We start from the raw sequence: 19,166 nt of genomic DNA, 5'->3' as shown, positions 1-19,166 counted from the left end.
AGCATGAGTAATAGTTCATACTTAATAGTTCATACTTCATCCTTTATCTAGATTCGAGAGTATCTACCCGGAAACGTTCCACAGAAGCAATTAAATCTCTTGATACGCCCACTAAGTGTTGTAGCGCACCAGATACTCTTTGTGCTTCCTGGGAGGTTTCTTGTGCTGTTAGTTCTACGGATTGCATCACGTGAGCTACCGCACGGGAGGTTTCGGTCTGTTCTACAGTATCCGAGGTAATTGAGCGCACCAAGATATCAATACGATTTGCTACTTGAATAATATTTTCTAGCGATCGCTTGGCTTCTTCAGCTAATTTAGTACCTTTAATTACCTGTTGTGTCCCTTCCTCCATTGCAGTCATTACAGAGCCTGTTTCACTCTGGATTTGCATCACGATTTGTTCAATTTCTTTTAAAGACTTGGCAGATTTGTCTGCTAGCTGGCGGACTTCATCAGCTACTATTGCAAACCCACGTCCGGCTTCACCTGCCCTTGCTGCCTCAATACTAGCGTTGAGCGCTAATAAATTGGTGCGGGAGGCAATTTGTGAAATTAATGCCACAATCTTAGAAATTTCTTGCGAAGATTCAGCTAGCCGTTTCACTTTGCGAGTAGTTTCTGCCACAGTTTCTCTGATTTCTAAAATACCTGCCACGGTATTTTCCACGGCTTCACCACCTTTTAAGGCGATGGTGCTGGCATCACGGGCAACAGTTTCCGCTTCTCGCGCGGCTTCCGCTACCCGTTGAATGGAGTCAGTCATTACCTGTACAGAATTAAGTGTGACTGCTAACTCTTCTGCTTGCCTTAAAGCATCACTAGATAAGGCTCTAGCAAATGTTTCGGAGTTCGTTGCACCCTTGGTTACATCTCTTGCAGCTACTTTTACCTGTTGCACAATATCCCGCAAGTTTTGAATTGTCAGGTTAAAGGCATCAGCTACGGCTCCTAGTACGTCAGCTGTTACCTCAGCCTGTACTGTTAAATCGCCTCTGGCTGCTCCTTCTACATCATCCAACAGGCGAATTACTTGGCGTTGTAGATTTTCTTTGGCTTCTTCCTGTTCATCAGCTTTTCTTTGGGCTTCATTGGTAGTAGTAAAAATTACCCTTGCCATTTCATTAAAGCCAGTAGCCAGCAGTCCTAATTCATCTTCAGAATAGACTGTGGCTTGAACATTGAGATTACCCTGACGCACAGCATCAAACTGAGCTTGTAAGTTCTGCGTAGTGCGGCGAACTTGCTTAATGGTGAAATTACCCATAAAGGCTGCGGTAGCAAAACCAGCCAGTCCTGCTGCTAGTGACATGGCCCAGCCAGTGTTCCGCACTGATTCCCTCTGTTGTGGTGGTGAAAAGGTCGTAGCGCCAAAGCTGACTGTTGCTACCACTAGTGCCGATACTACACCTACAGTTCCCGCAATCAGCCATTGTTTCTTTTCTAGGGAAGCATTTTCTAAAGGCGCTAACCAACCTTGCTCAACGCTGACATTGGCTTCTAATTTAGCGACATCTACTTGGGTAAATACTGGAACTACTTCTTGTGAACCAGTGATTGAAAACAGTTCATCTTCGCGATCGCCTGTTTCATCAATAGCAGGTGGTTGTCCTGTTTGACTGTGAGGGAGATTACCTATTTCCAATGGGCCAGAATCCATACTTACATCTCGGAAGTTGGCTTCTGCATCTGTCAAATCAAATCCAGGAATGTTACCCAGGTCGTCAAATTCATCAAAGTCATCTAAAAAATCTATATTAGTTTTAGAAGTCTCGTGATGAATTTCTCCTCTACTGATATTGCTTGGTTGAATATTACTTGGTTCTTCATCGGGACTAAAATCATCTGTGCCAAAGGCAGATTCAAAAGCCTCAAAATCAAAACTATCATCAATATCAGAAAAGCTTTGTTCTATCTTGCTACTCTGGTTTTCCGGCTGTTCTTCTTGGTAAAAATTGTTGTCAGCAGCACTAACTACCTCTTTTAATGTATCTTCAGCTTCTATGGGCCCCAACCAATTTTTAGGTGTAGTTGGGGATAAATTCTCTTGAGGCTGTAATGGTAAATTGTTAGTCTGTGGGACACTTTCCTGGAGAAGTGTTTGGTTTTTGACTAAAGTTTCATTTTCCAGGCTATTACTCTTCCACTCGAAATCAGCTTCGCTAGGTTCTGGATAGGTTTCTGAGGTTAAGAATTCAGTAGGTATTTCCCAATTATTACTACTTGAAGCATCAATTTCTTCAACTTCTGTAAACGGTGAATCGCTATAATTTTCCGAATTAGTGAAACCTTTATTATTTGAATCTGTAGTAGCTTCTACAAAAGGATTATTTATCCCTGAATCTTCAATAAGATTTTGATTGTTGTCTTCTTGCCAGAAAGCAGGTAACTCTAATTCTCCTTGTTTTTCCCAAATGTTAGCATTGGCATCGCGATCGCTAGCTTGCTCTGTAGAACTAAAAGGATCGTTACTCAAAGGTGCTGAAGAATCTGGTAATCCATTAAATGCACTACTACTATATGCAGAGATATCAAATGAACTGTCTAAAGAACTATCCAAGGATAGCTCTTCTATTTCATCTCCAGATTCCTGGTATTCGCCAAAGGGATTGTCGCCAAAGCTGCTGCTAGCAAAATTATTATTCTGTGGCAAATTCTGTAATTCTTCTGTATCAGCGAACCGACCATTAGATATTTCTGATGAAGAAATAGCTTCATTATTTTCACTGATAGCAAACTCATCTGGTAGTAATTGTTGATATTGAGCAATACTTTCCAGACCATGCTGGGCAAAATCAATTAATTCTCGATCGTTGGTTAACTGTAAAACTTGTTGATATTCAGCTTTGGCTATATCGTACTGCTGTAAAACGTAGTATATGTGACCCCGTAACAAATGGGAGTTAGGGTCATTTGGCAAATTTTGTACCACTCGATCCACTAAAGTGGCGGCAACATCATAGTTCTGTTGCGCGTAAGCTGTACAAGCCTGCTTATATATTTCTAAGTAATCATCTATACTTGCTGCCATGTCCACCCTCCCAATATCATCCTGCCCACCTCGCACTCCGCAAAATTGCCATTTGATCCAGTAGTCTTAAAGACTTATTTGTTTTGGCATCTATTAACCACTCACCGCGCAGAAAGGGAGCCATCGTATCCGGTACATGAGTTGTTAGCATCAGATGCTGCACGTCAAGCCAGTCCATACCACCTATTTCTTCTACCGCTAAACCCACTATTGTGTCTTGTTCTTCGATAGCGATTACCGGAATTTCTGCTCTATCTGTATTTAATGCGGTTGCTTCTCCTAAAAATTGACCTAAATCAGCTACCCAAATGACTCGACCTCGTAAATTTAGAGTACCCAAAAGTAAAGGAGAAGCATTAGGAATCGGAGTGATTCTATCAGGACTCAATTCCATTACCTCTCGAATTCCAGTTGCTGGTAGTGCAAACTCTTGGCGCGAGGGGATGTAAAACCGCAAATGTAATTCACCTTCAGGGCTTTCTACTTGTAATTCAGGACGGAAGTGGTCTTGACTACCACCACTTAAAAAGTCCGGTTTACTGACCATTTTCTTTTCATCCTTATCCTCGCAGCAATTGTTTGACTGTTCCCACCAACTCAGTTGGTTGAAACGGTTTGGCTATATAAGCGTCTGCACCCTGTTTCATACCCCAGTAGCGATCAAATTCTTCACCTTTGGAAGAACACATCACAACGGGGACATTTTGGGTTTTCGGATCGGATTTTAACCGACGGCAAACTTCGTAGCCGTTCATCCGGGGCATGACAATATCCAAGACCACTAAATCCGGAGGTGTGCTTTGAATGGCCTCCAAAGCTTCAACTCCATCACTGGCATGGGTGACCGTTAAGCCACTTGCTTTCAGGAGGTCTGTAATCATCTCCCTTTGTGCGATACTGTCTTCCACAATCAGAACTGTACTCATAAATGCCTATCTACCTCCTGATGTAGACGTTCCTACTTGGAACATTCCCTGATTCCCCCGCAAGTATTTAGTGTATAAATTAAGTCTATTCCTTAACTGATTTACTAGATAATAACTTTATACTGGTTGTACTGGGGCTGGCTGATTCTGTGATAACATTTTTTACCTCATCTTTTATACAATCAACAACAGTTGTATCTCTTATGTATGTCAATGTAAGGCTGTTTATTGATATATTTTGCTACGAGCGTGAGTAACTCAGTTTCTTGCACAGGCTTAGTCAAATAATCGGTAGCCCCGACCATACTAGCCCTGACTCGATCGATAAACCTATCTTGGCTACTCAGCATAATAATCGGCACCAGCCGAAATGCTGTAGATTGGCGCAGCATGGCACAAATCTCATATCCATCTAATTCCGGCATGGTAATATTGCAAAAAATCATCTGCGGCTTGAGTTGAAAAACGAGACTGAGCGACTCTAAGGGATTAGTTAAAGTTAACACTTCATAACCTTGTTGCTGTAAAATTGCCTCTATAGTCTCACCAATCGTTGTTACTTCGTCAATACATAATATCCGTGGTTTGTAGTTGACCTCCACTACCATGTTCTCTGTATTAATACTGAATATATTAGTACTGGGATATACCAATTTCAGCCATCCCTGTTGGACGTACGGATATATTACCTTGGCAATTGTCAATATGTCTCGGTTGAGATAACGAGCAAGTTGCCGTAAAGATGTTTTGCCATCTGCCCAATGCTTAAGTTTATTGACTGTTTCTGCTGATAAAGATGAATTCAATTGAACCATCTCAGAAAGTATGGGCACTTGATCGGCAGACTGAATGTGAGGATATAACTGCTGCCAATTTTGCAGTTGCTTGGCAATTTTACTGACTAGGGGAGCTATCTCCCAAGTGGTTAGTTGTGGAGTTAGAGCCGGACTTTGATGGAAGATAAAACTACCTGTGTGCAAACCCAGTAAATCAAAGAGCGTTTCATACACCAGACTATGCATAATATTACGCGCTACTTTGGGGTTAATCATATTTTGCTCTAACAGTGCCCAAAGATAGCTATATTCTTTTATATTCAGTGGATCTATGGAGGCTAGCTGGATTTCGGTGAGCGGAGTCTCCACACGGTAATGTCTTAAGTAATCGTTAATCCTTGATGAAGTACCATCCCCTTCTTGGCAATAGAGAATCTGGCCATTTAAGAAAAAGACGAACCAGTACTGTTGTGGTTGGTAGCAAAAGGAATGGTGATGTCTGTTCACCTCTTCTCTAATTTGGTTGCTATTGCGAAAGTTATGAGTTTTCACCAACAGTTGGCCAGTTCGCTGGCCCAACTCAATCAATTGCAGGATACTACGAAGATCTATTTCATTTAAATTTCCCTGCATTTAGCTCAAAGGTGCTCCTTGCGATCCTGTTGATATTCTTTAATTAATTTTGCCCAGTAATTTTTTGATGTTTTAACTAGCACCATCGATCTACACTAAATTGATAATTTCTGCTTAATGTGAATTTGGTGTAAATTATCCCATCAGGGTTTCTAGCCTAGCCCAAAATTACAGTTTTGTGAGGATCTACGAAATTACAAGGGTTTTCCAGCTGGATTTACATTTTATGTAATTTGTTATATACAAATAAAATTACTGCCTATAAAAACATCTTTAGCAATAGAATACGTTCAGCAATATTCCTTAATTTTTTGTAATAAACTTTGATGAAGCTAGTAATCACACGGTAGCCATCATTATTACCATCAGCACACAATATAAAAGCGCGATCCAGAGTAAGCGCATCTAGATTTATATATATCAAGGCGTGATATGTCATGTCTATAAATAGTTTTGCCTGATTTGATTTTCCCTAACTGCGGTTAAATCAAACAGGTTAACAGAATTATCAATGGTATAAACCAAATCACGGACATCAAGTACACAAAAGGACTAACGGTGTGCTGTATTTAGCAGAAGTACAAAAGCAAAAAGGCGGCTTACTTAGTGGTAGTGCCAAAACTGAATTGAAACTGCTGGCTTGTCAGCGAACCGACCAGATTTGGAGTACTGTGTCGGAAGAAGTGATTGCGGCAGAGGAAGCAAGTAAATTAAATGATGGTGCATTAGTACTAGTAGAAGTGAATCCCAACCGCCAAGTGCAACGGATTCAAGAAGCTGGACGGCCACTGGTTAATATATTGCAGAATTTTTCTCGGCAGTTAGAAAAATTTAAACTCAAGGAAGACGAGATCGATCAGTGGAAACAATCACTGACATTTCAGGCGCAAGAATTAAATCGCCGTGAATTGGACATGGAAGTCCGTATGGAGCAGTTGCAACAAATGGAGGATGAGTTTCAACGACTGGAGGCGCAAAAGCAGGAATTTGAAGCCTCCCGTCAAGAAATTGAAAAGTTGCAACAACAAATTGAACGCGATCGCACAGAATTAGCTGGTGCTTGGGAGCATCTCCGAGGTGAGCAGCGTCGGCTGGAAGAATTTCAAGCAGATGCCACACAGAGTAAGGTTTTAGACGAAGAGCAAAGTCGAGTATTAAGTGAGTTACTCGATCGCTTGTCTAGTCGTGTAGCTCCGACAGAGACAGTCAGGGAACACCTGAATTTTGCTTTTGAATTAGTCGAAAAGCAGCAAGCTACTCTCAATGAACACTGGCAAAACCTAGAGCAGCAAAAAACTGTAGCGACTCAACAGCAACAAGAAGTAGATAGCTTGGCCCAAACCTTGAGCGATCGCCAAAATGGTGTGCAAGAAGCACAAGATTCGATACAGCAACAAACAGCAGAATTAAAAGTTAACAGCGCAATTCTGACAAGCAAGCAAGAATACGCGCAAATTTTGAAAGCACAATTGCAAAGCCAAGAAAATTTATATCAGCAGATTCAGTCCTTGGCTGCAAGTTCTAGCGATATGATTCTTTGCGAAGTAGATGTCAAAGCTTTAGAGAATATGCCTTTAGAAGAACTGCAAAGATTAGTGCAAGATTTGCAGGAGAAATTTGATATTGATTCTAGCTTTGTCCACGATCAGGAACAAGAACTGGAATATAAAGAAAAAGCTATAGAAGATTTGCAAAATAAGATTCACCAGGCATCCGATCAAGACGTAATCAACTTGGAAATGGAACTAGCAGATGAAAAAGACCTCTACCAAATGCTCAATGAAAGTTTGGTAGGGCAACGTCGTAATTTGCTACAACGCCAGAATTTACTCAAGCAACACAAAACTGTACTCTTACAAAAGCAAGGACAGACAGTTGTTAATGAACCAGAAGCAGCCAAAATTGATTTAGGGCCAATTCTATTGCAAACTGAAAACCTGCGACAAATACAAGCTCAAGATTTGCAAAACTTGGAACGTGAGATTGAGCAGATGCATTCTGGTATTGAGCTAACCCAAGGGATGATTGATAATCAAAGCCATAACTTGGAACAGCAGCAGCAAGAATTGAAAGCAATGGAGGAAAACTTACTCAAATTGAGAACTGCAACTAGTGAATGCTGGGGTAGGGTGAATCTTTATCAAGAAACACTACAACCAATTCAGGATAGTCTTGACGATTTACGACAGAAGTTGCAAGCAATGATGGAAGCTTTGTCTCAAATTCAAGAAACGGGCGATTATCAACTGCAAGCTATTGCCCAAATGCGCCATACTCTTCTGGATTTACTTTCTCAGCCAGAATTACTAGCATCCTGAAAGGGATAAAGTATGAAGTATCAAGAATAAAAAACTCCAACCACAAAGGGATGGAGTTTTTGGGCATATGAGAGGAATTATATTCAGCCTTCATTGTTGATATCTATCCAATCACCTGCGACTTGAGCGATCGCACCTCCCGGAAATGGATCGGTTTGGGAACGATTGGGTGCTGTAATTAAAGCAGTTAATTTTTCAATATGTTCAAAACTCGGAGCATCAGGAAGTATTTGCTGTAAGACTTGACGCATGACTCGACGCTGCAACGCTACTGGTGCTGTCTGCAACACCCGACGATTGAGCCGTAGGGGAAAATTATCTAGATTCTCTGCTGTTAGCGCTTCAGCTTTCAACTTTTGGGCGGCTGTTTCTAAATATTCCACTTCTGCTTGCAACAGTTCTGCAGTTTGGGCTAAAGCTGATTCGACTTTGGGATTGAAGTGCGCTTGTAAATAAGGTAGCAACTCATTGCGGATGCGATTGCGGGTGTATTTTAAATCTTGATTTGTGGAATCTTCCCAGACTGGGAGATGGAAATCATCACAAAATTGTTTGGTTTGTGTACGAGTAATTTCTAAGAGTGGGCGTACTAAAGTAATCTCTAGAGTTAAGGGACGTTGCCAAATTAAGGCTTGTAAACCATCTGCCCCCGTACCGCGCATTAAATTATAGAGAAGAGTTTCTGCGCGATCGCTGGCTGTATGTCCTGTGACAATATAGTGGTAATTATGCTCCTGGGCGATCGCACTTAAAGCCTGATATCGCCAATCGCGGGCAGCAGCTTCACTAGTTAAAGGCTCTTTTGCCGTTTCTAAATAAAATAATGTTTCCCAGTTTTTTGCTAGCTGTTCTACATGAAGGGCATTAGCTTGGGAGTCAGCACGCCAGCGATGATCGCAATGAGCAATACCTAAATGCCATCCCCATTTTGATTGTAAATCTAATAGTAATTTTATTAAGCATAAAGAATCTTGCCCGCCGGAAACTGCGATTAATAGGCGTTGATTGCGCTGAAATAGATGGCGCATTCGGATAGTTCGATGAATTTTTGCATGAAGGGGAGTCCATACCATTGTGAATTTTGCACGCCAAATGAACGCAGGACATTATATATTTTTTCTACATCATTCTGGGGTTCCCTAACCATCAAAACCAAAAAGCTGCGTCAATATATTTGGCGCAGCTTTTAATTTAGTATTTATTAAAAACCTAAAAAGTCGGGCTATGTTGCTCGTCCCAACACTTATTATCATGCCAACTCCTGTCAGTATATTGGCATTCTGAGGGATTATCAATCCAAGGAATAGATGTCTCGTGCGCTGAGGTGTTTTGCGAGGTAAATAATGATGAGACTGAAGAGTATGTGGATGAAGAGGACAAGAAACGGAAAGTTGCAAAACTAGCAATTGGTAGAATTATGAGACCTGCGACGCAAAATATAGTGTTGTTTAAAGTCCAAGTTTTTTTGCCGTTTCTTTGCTGAATATTTTTTTTGGTTTGTTTGGAATTTAATAACACGCTCTCAATCCTTAAAATATAAACTTGCTGGTATAGATTCATCGCCTTTCAAATTCATTCTATAGACGGATGTTGAAATCAACCATGAGGATATTACGGTTTTTGATTTTTTTGGTTGTAGATAGTTAGTAGGATTAACTAAAAAATATGCCTAGATAAATTAAGTTTTTCTGCCTAAAATATTTAAAATTTATATATGTATTTAATAAATATTTCATATATTTGGATATTGATTAACATCGGTCAAAATTGTTTGAACTTAGATGATTAGTACAGGCTTCCCGCCTTGATAAGAGAGGGATTTGATGAAATGGGTGAGCCATGATCAGCCAGATTTAGATGTAAATTTAAATCAAATCTAAATATTAAAAATAACCTTCTAATAGCTAATTTTCTGTGAAATAGCAATTTTTAAAATTAAATTTTCTACAGGTTGCTGACATCTCACTTCCGTGAAAATTACTAAGGTATTTTTACTGATATGGGGTGGATAACTTGGGTATGATATTTAGGATCTCAATAATTCAATAACTGCAAAGATGCTGAGGTCACAGAGGAATCCCAGATGTACCCATAGCGTTTTTAGGTGTACACAAAGCATTGTTTCAGGCTAGGCCAAGTTTCACTAAAAAAACCTCCCACAGGGGGAGGCTCATACAGGAAAGCGGAGACAATTTGTCAAACTACAGCCGAACGACAGCGATCGCGCCTCCTAATGCGGAGAAAATAGCAGAGACAACTGCTGTCGCAAATAACCACCAAGCTGCTGAAGCTGCGGCTTTGCGGGTTTCTTCGGCTTGGCGCTGTGCTTGATGCTTGACTTGTTCGAGGCGGCGTTGGGCTTCTTGCTGTAAGCGTTCTGCTCGTTGTAAAACTGTGTTGCGCGCCCCTTCAATTTGGTCGATAATCCGGTTGGCATCTTCTTCGGAGATATCCTCACGGGAACTGATGAGCGCTACTAGGGTATCGCGGTTAAAGGAAGATAGGCGATCGCGTAAAGCGTCAAATCCAGCTTGGGGATCGTCAAATAATTGGCGCACATCGCGCTTAATACTATCGTAGTTGAGTTCGGGGCGCTCCAAGGAGTTGAGGTAGTTGCGGATGCGGGCAAATACGCCATCAATCACATCTTGGATACGGCGTTGAATACCCCGTACTTGTTCTACAAATTGTTCTTGCAACGAGACGATATTATCTGCAATTTTCGCTGCTTCTTCATCGGAAATATCTTCGCGGATTTTCAGCAGGGCGATAATTGTGGAACGGTCAAAATGCGCCAGGCGATCGCTAAAGGTTTCAATCCCCACCCGTGGATCATGCAGTAACAGTTGTAAGTCGCGCTTGATACCTTCGGGGTTAAGTTCTTCTTTACCAGTCTGCCGTAAATACTCTTCTAAATAAGCTTGGAAGGTTTCTACTCTTTGCTGGGTTCTGCTAGCCAGGCGACGCGGCGCACGCACAAAATCGCGAATCGAATGTTGTACGGAATCAATGACTTCATTGACTTGCTGTTCGCTCAAGTCTTGACGCTGACTAAGTAATTTTACCAGGGTGTCTCTATCTAACTGAGACAAGCGCCTGCGGAGTGCTAAGGCTCCTTCTTTGGGGTTTTCAAACAGTCTATTTAAATCGCGTTGAATACCTTCGGGATTGAGTTCGCTTTTGCCGGTATTACGCAAGTAATCAGCGATGGTGGTGCTAACAGAGTCATATTGCTCTTTAGCTTTATCTGCTACCGCCTGGGGTGCGTGGCGGATACTATGCCAAGACTGTTCGACAGTATCAATGATTTGATTTGCTTGGTCTTGGCTAATATCTTGGCGCTGACTCAACAGTTGTACCAAGGTATCGCGGTCAAAACGAGATAAACGTGCCTGAATTGCAGCCACACCCGCTTGCGGATCTTCCAGCAATCTTTTGAGATCGGCTCGAATTGCATCGGGGTTGAGTTCGCCTTTGCCGGTATTACGCAGATATGATTCTAAATTCAGCCACAGGGTTTCTGCTTGATATTTTGCCTGATCTGCCAGATTTTTAGATTCGATTAACACGCGATCGCGTTGTTTTTCTAAATCCTCGAGAATTGCGTCTAGTTCGTATGGCTGAATGTCGTTGCGTTGATACAGAATTTGCTGCATTTGTTGGCGATCAATTGCCGCTAACCGCCGGGAGAGGGTTTCATAATCGGCATCTGGATCAGACAATAGAGGTCTAAAATCCCGTTCAATGCCTTCAGAAGTTAAATCAGACTTACTAGTAACGAGGAGGTAGCTGGAGACTCGACGCTGCAAATCTTCTACTATCTCTCTTTCTTCTGCAGCCGTTACAGTTATTAATACTTCTCGGCGGACAGCTTCTAATTGATCTGCAATCCGTTGAATTTGTCCTTGAGTAAGTAGTCCCCGCTGTTGCAAGATGTTGACGAAATCGTTGCGGGAAAGGCGATCTAATTCTCGCCGTACTACTCCAGGATCAGCGGCTGGATCGTGGATGACATCGCGGAATTCTTGGGCGATTCTTTCGCGGCTGAGTTGCCAAGCAAAGGTATTGGAAAGGTAATTTTCTACATCAGCCCGAATGGGACTATAGGGTTGGGAAGCTGCAGGTAAACCTAACTTATCGGCTTGTTCGCTGATTTTGTCTTTAGCGGTGGATAGGGATTCCCAAATTTTTTCTACATCTAAATCTGATAAGTCTGTTCTGCCCAAAACAATACCCGTCAAAGCCGAAAGTCCTTGCTGGAGTGTGTTCTGGATTGGCCCAGGGGTGGCTTTTTGGTCAGCTACTTTAGCGTCACGAGTTTCTGCAATTAATCTTTCTAATTTGGCATTGAGTTCATCTGTTTTGGTTTGCCCTGGTGGTAAGGATTTCAGATAATCAACTAACTCCCCGAGGCGGTCTTGGGCTGGTGCTTGCTGACTAACTACCTGCTGCCAGATTTTATATAATGTGTCAGCGATGCGTTTGACATCGCGTTTAGATAAGTCTGTGCGACTGCTGACTAAATCAATAAACTTTTGACGGTCGATGTTGCGGAGGTCAGGACTACCTGCGATCGCTTGAAATTGGGGGTCTTTGAGTAAGTTTTCAAACTCGCTGCGGATTTTGCCTAGATCCAACTCTGGCGGACGCAACCTGTCTAAGTAATCCTCTACATTTTCTCGAATGCTTGTGGGGTCGATCCCGCTTCCTAGTTCGCGGCGCATGGCGGCGGCGGCGGCTTCGGCTGTGGCTACAACTTGGTTATTGACAGCTTTGGCACCCAGTGCAGCTGTCGCTGTTCCCATAATTGCTTGAAAGCCAGAGGTTGCTGTGTTGACTACTGAACCAATTAAGGAACCGACGGTGGTAGAACTCACCCACATCAGTAATAAGAAGTAAGCACCCCAAATTACTAACCCCAGAATTGCGCCCAGGGCTGGATCTAAAACCAGGAGACTGAGTTTAACTGCTAAGTAACTAGCAATTAAAAGGGCCACTGTCACCGTGACTAAAGTCCAAATCCCTACAGCGGTACCAATTTTGCGAATTGTGCCGCCAAAACTTCCTGCTTCATTATCGGAATCTGAGTCAGATGAATGTCCCAGGTAGGAAATCCCAGCAGCCAGGGAGAGGTTTGTTAATACTAGTTGAAAAGCAAAGGCTAGAATTACACCGGAGATTAAAGCAATAAAAAAGCGCGGCCCAGAAGTGAGAACCGATGCTTGTGCTGGTGAAATGTCTGAAGTGGGGTTGACTGGAATCTGTGCCAACCTAAAAAGCGACTGGTAGAGTCCCAGGATAATTTCTGTACTTTGAAACATTGTATTTCCTTTCTCTAAGCTTAAATTTGGGGAATTTAGAATTACGTTTGCAGAAACTCTGTATTTATGGTGATACCTAACTCTTGTAAGTCTCAGAATCGTGGAAATTGGGTATGAAGAGCATCTCTCCACAGTTTGAACAACATATCTAGCGCTAGATAGAAATTTCACTAGCCAAAGGGAAAATCTTCATTAGATAGGTTGCAAAATTCGGATTTATTAGTTGTCAAGGCAGATAAATAGCGATATTCATGCATATTTTTTTATCTGCATTAATTTTGTAGAGAATTTGTTAATTGATGAGTAACATTTCTCTAGTAAATCTCGCAATATAAACTGATTTATGTTGTCTGCGTTACATTTATTTACAAATAGTTTTTTATCACCATCTGCAGGTGGATATCTTAGTTGCGATCGCGTTTTAAGCTTCATCCATAAGAAGTGGCTATTCTTTGTACCTCCAGACAGAAAGCAACTTGTTTGTAAATCGTTACATTTAAGGTACGAAACAAATTGTTAAGGCAAAAAATGGAAACTCGCTCTTCCACTGATTTACCAACAATTACTAAAGAATATAACGGCATAGATCGCAATGCTTTTGTATTCGGCTGGACTCCACAAGCTGAACTCTGGAATGGTCGTTTAGCCGCTATTGGATTTTTAGCTTATTTACTTTGGGATTTGGCAGGTTATAGCGTGCTACGCGACGTATTACACCTGGTTGGTTACTAAAAATTAAATACAAAAAAATGTAATTTGGGAGTAAAAAAATGACAAATCGTTCTTCTACTGATTTACCACCTGTTGCTACAGAATATAACGGCGTAGATCGTAATGCTTTTCTGTTTGGTTGGACACCACAAGCTGAACTTTGGAATGGTCGTTTAGCCGCTATTGGTTTCTTGGCTTATTTACTTTGGGATTTAGCAGGTTATAGCGTGCTGCGTGACGTATTACACCTGATTGGTTACTAAAGATTAAATACAAAAAACGCGTAATTTAGGAGTAAAAAAATGGAAACTCGTCCTTCTACTGATTTACCACCTGTTGCTACAGAATATAACGGCGTAGATCGTAATGCTTTTCTGTTTGGTTGGACACCACAAGCTGAATTGTGGAATGGTCGTTTAGCAGCGATTGGATTTTTGGCTTATTTACTTTGGGATTTAGCAGGTTATAGTGTTCTGCATGATGTATTACGGATCATTGGCTATTAGATTATAGACAGTTAGTAGAAAATTAAAATTCCCGATTTTTATTGCAAAAATCGGGAATTTTTTCATATTGAAATTGAATTAGCTACAAGTTAACGGCCGCCTAAAATTTCTGATATTGCCGATACAATATCAAGATAAAAATTGCCGCCTACTGCGCGAAATAATTCAAATTTAGAGCCAGGGGAACCAAAAAATGGTCGTAAAAACCAGCCTAACTGTACACCTACAAAACCATACAAGAAAAGCCAAGAACGTAAAATAGTAGTGCGTGTTTTTTTACCGACCTCATCTTGTTGAGAAAGTAACTGCATCCCTTCATAGAGGAATTTCACACCAAATATACCTGTGATGCCAAAAATTAACACATTCAACAGTTTAAAAAATTGGTAAGAATTAGGCGCAGTGATCATAAAAAATAGGGTCACTGGTGCCAAGCTGAATAACAGCACGCTGATTACAGATACAGCTGTAAGCAAAACCACAAAATGCTGTTGCAGAGTGCTACGGGAACCAAATAAAACATTAAAAAAGAATAGAGTTGGGAAACAAATAATCAGTGTGAGCAGATAAAATGCTGGGAGTTTGATAGCACCAGATAATGCTTGTCCCCAACTATGAGATGCACCGATAATTGCACCATAGATGGCGAAACAGATGGAACTGGAAACAAAGAGAGCGCTGATTTTACTTTGTAATCTTATTCCCTGGCTAATTTCTTCTAAAAAACCCTGGCGATCGCGTAGTAAACTGATGAGAATGTTAAACTGTTTATTTTTGTAAGAAGGCTTATCAAGCATAGTGGTGTAGTAAGTAAATTATGGGTAATTCGTAGTTCGTAATTCGTAATTCGTAATTCGTAATTGGGAACTAATTTGTGGATGTTTTATGAGGCTGCTGAATTGTAGGGAAATTGTAGAATTACAAAATCTATGGCTGTATTAACGCAATCCTAAAAGATAGCCGATGGCTTGCAGTACACTTAGATAAAAACTACCTTCTCTATCTCTAAATAGTTGGAATATAGAACCAGGGTTACCAAAAAATGGTCTGAGAGTCCAGCCAAGCTGACTACCTACAAAAGCATAGAGAAACAACCAAGATAAGATAATTTTGCGGCGTGTCTTACTACCTTCATTGTCTTGTTCTAACACTACACTTGTGGCTTGATAGAGAGAAGAAATACCAATAAATCCTGTAAAGCTAAATATGACAACATTGAGCAGGATTAAAAATTGATAATTATTGGTAGTAATTAAGAAAAATAGCGTAATGGGTGCAAAGCTAAATAATAATACACTAGTTACAGAAACTGCCGTTAGTACCAGTGCAAAATGTTGCCCAAAAGTCCGCTTGGAACCGAAAATAATATTAGAAAAGTACAATGTGGGTAGACAAATTATCAAGGTAATTAAATAGAGCGCTGGAAGCTTAATGGCAGAAGATAAAGCTTGCATCCAGCTATGATATGCGCCAATAATCCCGCCATAAATAGCCAGAAATAGAGAACTGCAAACTAACAGCGAAATAATTTTACTTGGTAGTCTAATACCTTGGGTAATTTCTTCTAAAAAAGCTTGGCGATCGCGCAGTAAGCCAATCAGTACTTTAAAATATTTTATTCCTGAAGATTGTCGTTCAATCATCCTCATCCTCACACAAATTTGAAAAAAATTACTAATTCGTAATTCGTAATTCGTAATTCGTAATTAAGAGCCTAGTGAAACCTAGTCGCTTGATTCGAGATTGCCAGAGTCAAAAGTCAAAATTTAAAAAGTTGAAAGAACAAGTTTTAACTCTTGACATTTGACTATGAAATCTTAGTAAGCATAATAATTTTTATTAAGTTACTCATCTAGATAATCGCTACCAGAACCAAACTTCCATGCATCAAACAAACGATGCCAATAATATTGTTGTTGGCTTGGTAAATACTTAACTAATGTTTCTAACATTGGACTTAGCCAAAATAAGGCGGTATAAATACTTAAATTTACATAATGCAATATCCAATCTAGTAAATTGATAAAACCTACTTGAGGAATTATTTTGGCAATTAATCCCGGATTTGCCAAACCTGTTTTTACAAGTGTTAGCGTTAATGCAGGAAACTTTACTATATCTTGTAAAAATGGCTTAAGTACTTTATTTCCTAACTTTTGCATTCCCTGAAAAACAACGGCAAGCAATTGATTAATTTGCTCTGATGAAATATTTTGATTTATGCCCACACTCATGGCTTTTTGAAACAACCAAGTAACAGCTAAACTTGGCTGATAAGGCTGTAGTAAAGCCAGTGCTGTTGTAGATAATTGTTCGGTTTGTAGTGCTTCTTGAATACCAAATGTTAACCGCTTGAGATGTCGTATCATTGCACCAAAACCGCCGAAACTTAAAGGCGATTGACTTCCGCTACTATCTCCGACTGGCAAAATGCGATTCCAAGGGGTTTTGAGGGGACTTTGGCGATAGGTAGGAAAGAAGCCAAAAAGTGCCCGTTGAAATTTTAGCTGGCTCAATTCCACACCCTGATATTGTGGTAGAAGGCGCAAATATTCCTCAAATAAAGCTTCTAAACCTAAGCGTTGGGGGTGTGCATCCATGTATGTAAATAAGTAGGTTGTTCTACCATCCCTAGCTGGGAAAGCTTCCCAAAAATACTGACATTGATTTTGCAAGGGTGTAAAAGATAATAACAAGTCCCCACTGTGATTTTCCGGAAATCCTTGGGCACAACTTCCCACTACTAAGCATAGTGCATCTGGCTTTTGTCCTTGGCGCGCTTGTTGAGCGATAGGAGAGAGGTGTCCCATTGCATCAATTAATAACCGTGTTTTTAGCTGGTTGTTTACCATCACCCCATCAGGATGAACTACAGCTTCACTTAGGGGTGTGTTTTCCCATAACACACCACCAGCAGATAAAAATCGGGTTTTTAATGTTTCTAAAAGATAGACTGGATCGATACCAATGTTGAGAACATCTTCTACCCATACCTCTGTACCGCCTTGAAAGCTAACACGAGCTGGGTTATATTCAGTGGCGATCGCTTGCTCTAATTCTGCATTGGTAAGTAAATTTAATTCCAAAAATACTTCTAACTCTTTGCGAGAAATATTCCATTCTTGTTCTCTACCACGCAAAATTCCCCGTTCAATCAAGCCAACCTTGAGACCTTGCACTGCTAGGGCGCAACCAATTAAAATCCCCAAGGTTCCACCGCAAATAATTACATCCCAGTCCACATTTTCTAACGGTTGTGGGTTTTCTTTCACTAGCATTGGGATTGGTGTACGATCTGCCCTCAGTGATGCTAAAGTGCGATCGGCATTACGTAAGCCTTCCATGACATTGCCTGGTAGTTGGGAGAGAATATCTTCGGTGATGCTCATAGCATTTTGGATTTTGGATTTTAGATTTTGGATTTTAGATTGGGAATTACTGTCTCTGTCGGGATTCTGTTAATCCATAATCATTGTGCTGACTCGGTTAGGAATTACGCAACTAGCGCTGACTATGCAAACAAGCGATCGCCTAAAATCAGCATGACTACCGTAAAATTATGTAACTGTTATTTGGTGTAACTTTGTATATCTTTGTACTCTTTTGAGAAAGTATAGGGTATAACGTATCTGGACGAATACTAACTAAGTATTTTCCTGCATATAGTTAGAAAAAATTAAACAGATACAACGCATGTTTAAACAAACCACCATACTTTCAGCAACGGCTGCGATCGCACTACTGTTTACTGGTTGTGGAGAGAGTAAGGTCGCTCAATGTAACAAAATAGTTAAGGTAGCAAATCAAGCAGTCACAATAGGTCAAGATTTTGGTAAAAATCCCAATAATGCCAAAACAGGTTCTAAAGCCTTAAATGAAATCGCTGGTAAGATAGACACAATTACTACAGAGATGAAAGCGCTGGAAATCAAGGATGAAAAGTTGCAAGGCTTTCAGCAGCGTTTTACCAGTCTTTATCAGAGTACGAGTCAGGGGTTGAAGGATGAAGCTAAAGCTTTAGATAAAAAAGATTTAGCTGGTGCAAAACGTTCTTTGGTATCTCTGAAAAAGAATAGTACTGAGGAAAGTACTTTAGTAAAAGAAATTAATACTTACTGTTCTGGACAATGAGGAATTAGTTATCAGAGTCACAATATTGTGTAGGGGAAGGGGGAAAGGGGAAAGGTTAAAGGGTAAGGTTTTTTCCTTTTCACTTTGCCCTGTTCCCTTTTTAGTATAGTTATGTTGATTTCTGCTGACCTATTTATTGCATTCAAATTAGAATTGGTATAGTTGAGTTCTGCGCTACGAGGACAACAAAAAATGGAACTCAAAGCAGTTGCAATGCAAATTCCTGAAGGTTGTAACCTGATATTGGGACAAAGCCACTTTATTAAAACAGTGGAAGACTTATATGAAATTATGGTCAATATATCTTCACAGGTAAAGTTTGGTATTGCTTTTTGTGAAGCTTCCGGGCCATGTTTACTCAGAACTACAGGCAACGATCGCACTTTAGAAGACACAGCAATTAAAAATGCTCTTGCTATTGGTGCAGGGCATAGTTTTATTATTTTACTTAAAGAAGCTTATCCAATTAATTTTTTAAATTCTATCAAGCAGTGTCCCGAAGTTTGCTCAATTTTCTGTGCAACCGCAAATCCTGTCGAGGTAATTGTAGCTGAAACCGAGCAAGGGAGAGGTATTCTTGGTGTTGTTGATGGCTTTTCACCTAAAGGCTTAGAAACGCCTGAAGATGTCAAAATACGTCAGGGATTTTTACGGCAAATTGGTTACAAGCTTTGAAGGGGGATGAGGGAGAAATAACTAATAACTTTTGACCTTTGACTAAAGACGCGATGAATCGCGTCTCTACAATTATTGGTTTTTTACCTAAGCCAAACTCGCTTTTTATTGAAATATTTTCAATATTAAAAAATAAGG

15 protein-coding genes are annotated in these 19,166 nt (G+C 40.5%); 6 read left to right on the top strand and 9 right to left on the bottom strand.

The genetic code is table 11. From position 1 onward, the window contains the following. Positions 1–43 precede the first annotated feature (43 nt). The 4 genes from HG267_RS19350 to HG267_RS19335 form a co-directional block, all read right to left on the bottom strand. Complete coding sequence (locus tag HG267_RS19350) at positions 44–3,031, bottom strand: methyl-accepting chemotaxis protein (protein WP_045867636.1); 2,988 nt, start codon at positions 3,029–3,031, stop codon at positions 44–46. A gap of 16 nt (positions 3,032–3,047) precedes the next feature. Further along, entirely contained in the window at positions 3,048–3,578 is a 531-nt protein-coding gene (locus HG267_RS19345) for a chemotaxis protein CheW (RefSeq protein ID WP_045867637.1), read from the bottom strand. Positions 3,579–3,591: 13 nt separating this feature from the next. Continuing rightward, entirely contained in the window at positions 3,592–3,957 is a 366-nt protein-coding gene (locus tag HG267_RS19340) for a response regulator transcription factor (RefSeq protein ID WP_045867638.1), read from the bottom strand. A 182-nt stretch (positions 3,958–4,139) separates the two neighbouring features. Beyond that, on the bottom strand, positions 4,140–5,366 hold the full coding sequence (locus tag HG267_RS19335) for a response regulator (protein ID WP_045867639.1): 1,227 nt from the start codon (positions 5,364–5,366) through the stop codon (positions 4,140–4,142). A gap of 560 nt (positions 5,367–5,926) precedes the next feature. Here HG267_RS19335 and hmpF point away from each other — a divergent pair. After that, positions 5,927–7,684 (top strand): pilus motility taxis protein HmpF, encoded by a 1,758-nt coding sequence (hmpF, locus tag HG267_RS19330; RefSeq protein WP_045867641.1) that lies wholly within the window; start codon positions 5,927–5,929, stop codon positions 7,682–7,684. A gap of 83 nt (positions 7,685–7,767) precedes the next feature. On the opposite strand, the gene tilS is transcribed toward hmpF, so the two are convergent. Further along, the gene (tilS, locus tag HG267_RS19325) at positions 7,768–8,757 is read right to left on the bottom strand and encodes a tRNA lysidine(34) synthetase TilS (RefSeq protein WP_045867642.1); all 990 of its coding nucleotides are present in this window, start codon (positions 8,755–8,757) and stop codon (positions 7,768–7,770) included. Between the two features lie 1,128 nt (positions 8,758–9,885). After that, positions 9,886–13,005 (bottom strand): hypothetical protein, encoded by a 3,120-nt coding sequence (locus tag HG267_RS19320; protein ID WP_045867643.1) that lies wholly within the window; start codon positions 13,003–13,005, stop codon positions 9,886–9,888. Between the two features lie 528 nt (positions 13,006–13,533). Here HG267_RS19320 and HG267_RS19315 point away from each other — a divergent pair. Genes HG267_RS19315 through HG267_RS19305 form a run of 3 tightly spaced genes read left to right on the top strand, consistent with a single transcriptional unit; the run spans position 13,534 to position 14,222 of the window. Continuing rightward, positions 13,534–13,737, top strand: a complete 204-nt coding sequence (locus HG267_RS19315; RefSeq protein WP_045867645.1) for a high light inducible protein — start codon at positions 13,534–13,536, stop codon at positions 13,735–13,737. A gap of 38 nt (positions 13,738–13,775) precedes the next feature. After that, a complete protein-coding gene (locus HG267_RS19310; RefSeq protein WP_045867646.1) occupies positions 13,776–13,979 on the top strand; it encodes a high light inducible protein in 204 nt (67 codons plus the stop codon). Positions 13,980–14,018: 39 nt separating this feature from the next. Then, positions 14,019–14,222: a high light inducible protein gene (locus HG267_RS19305; RefSeq protein ID WP_045867647.1), complete on the top strand. Its 204-nt coding sequence runs from the start codon at positions 14,019–14,021 to the stop codon at positions 14,220–14,222. 89 nt (positions 14,223–14,311) lie between these two features. Here HG267_RS19305 and HG267_RS19300 read toward each other — a convergent pair whose 3' ends face one another. The 3 genes from HG267_RS19300 to HG267_RS19290 form a co-directional block, all read right to left on the bottom strand. Continuing rightward, a complete protein-coding gene (locus HG267_RS19300; protein ID WP_045867648.1) occupies positions 14,312–15,019 on the bottom strand; it encodes a hypothetical protein in 708 nt (235 codons plus the stop codon). 141 nt (positions 15,020–15,160) lie between these two features. Then, positions 15,161–15,865 carry a hypothetical protein gene (locus tag HG267_RS19295; RefSeq protein WP_045867649.1) on the bottom strand — a complete coding sequence of 235 codons (705 nt, stop codon included), beginning with the start codon at positions 15,863–15,865 and terminating at the stop codon, positions 15,161–15,163. 201 nt (positions 15,866–16,066) lie between these two features. Next, positions 16,067–17,611, bottom strand: coding sequence for an FAD-dependent oxidoreductase (locus HG267_RS19290; RefSeq protein WP_045867650.1), 1,545 nt, complete (start codon positions 17,609–17,611; stop codon positions 16,067–16,069). A 304-nt stretch (positions 17,612–17,915) separates the two neighbouring features. On the opposite strand from HG267_RS19290, the gene HG267_RS19285 reads away from it, so the two are divergent. Beyond that, positions 17,916–18,353 carry a hypothetical protein gene (locus tag HG267_RS19285; protein WP_045867651.1) on the top strand — a complete coding sequence of 146 codons (438 nt, stop codon included), beginning with the start codon at positions 17,916–17,918 and terminating at the stop codon, positions 18,351–18,353. 192 nt (positions 18,354–18,545) lie between these two features. Next, positions 18,546–19,028, top strand: coding sequence for an adenosine-specific kinase (locus tag HG267_RS19280; RefSeq protein ID WP_045867652.1), 483 nt, complete (start codon positions 18,546–18,548; stop codon positions 19,026–19,028). Positions 19,029–19,166 lie beyond the last annotated feature (138 nt).

Origin of the sequence: Tolypothrix sp. PCC 7601 (assembly GCF_025677855.1) — a bacterium.
In the GTDB taxonomy this organism is placed as follows: domain Bacteria; phylum Cyanobacteriota; class Cyanobacteriia; order Cyanobacteriales; family Nostocaceae; genus Aulosira; species Aulosira diplosiphon.
Note: the sequence above shows the minus strand (reverse complement) of the source record. Positions and strands in the feature narration are given on the sequence as shown.